Source organism: Fulvivirga aurantia (genome assembly GCF_009711475.1).
GTDB lineage: Bacteria > Bacteroidota > Bacteroidia > Cytophagales > Cyclobacteriaceae > Fulvivirga > Fulvivirga aurantia.
Genome location: NZ_SMMD01000085.1, coordinates 1 through 426 on the forward strand (window position 1 = coordinate 1; position 426 = coordinate 426).

1 protein-coding gene is annotated in these 426 nt (G+C 44.8%); it reads right to left on the reverse strand.

Annotation, left to right across the window (positions count from 1 at the left end; genetic code table 11):
- On the reverse strand, nucleotides 1-426 hold a 426-nt coding region (locus E1176_RS20060), incomplete at both ends, for a hypothetical protein (protein ID WP_185152454.1).

Below are 426 nucleotides of genomic sequence, written 5' to 3' on the forward strand. Positions count from 1 at the left end.
GAAAGATAATATGTATTTCCTGGTGTTAAGCTGGTCGACCCCAGTACCACCACATCACTGTTAGTAGAAGTATAACGTGCACATTCAACTTCTGTCGTTCCATCACTCTGCCAGAGTGCAGCTTGTGATCTTCTTTGTGTTCCTTTTGAACCTCCAATGTCAACTGTGATATTGATTCTTCCACTGGCCGGAGCCGTAAAATAAAACCACCTGTTGAGTTGTGGGCCGGAGTTATTCCAGCAAGAACCTGCATTCAAATCTGGTGATGCACCAACCGTGGTGTAGGCTTCATCTGCCGAGCAAGTGCCGATTAGGCTGGTAATGTCTTGTGCGCCTTCGTAGTAGTCATAGTCTACATCATCTTGCAGGCAAAGTGTAAAAGTGCCGTCATATGATGTGTTGTATGCGTCTACAGAAAGATAATAT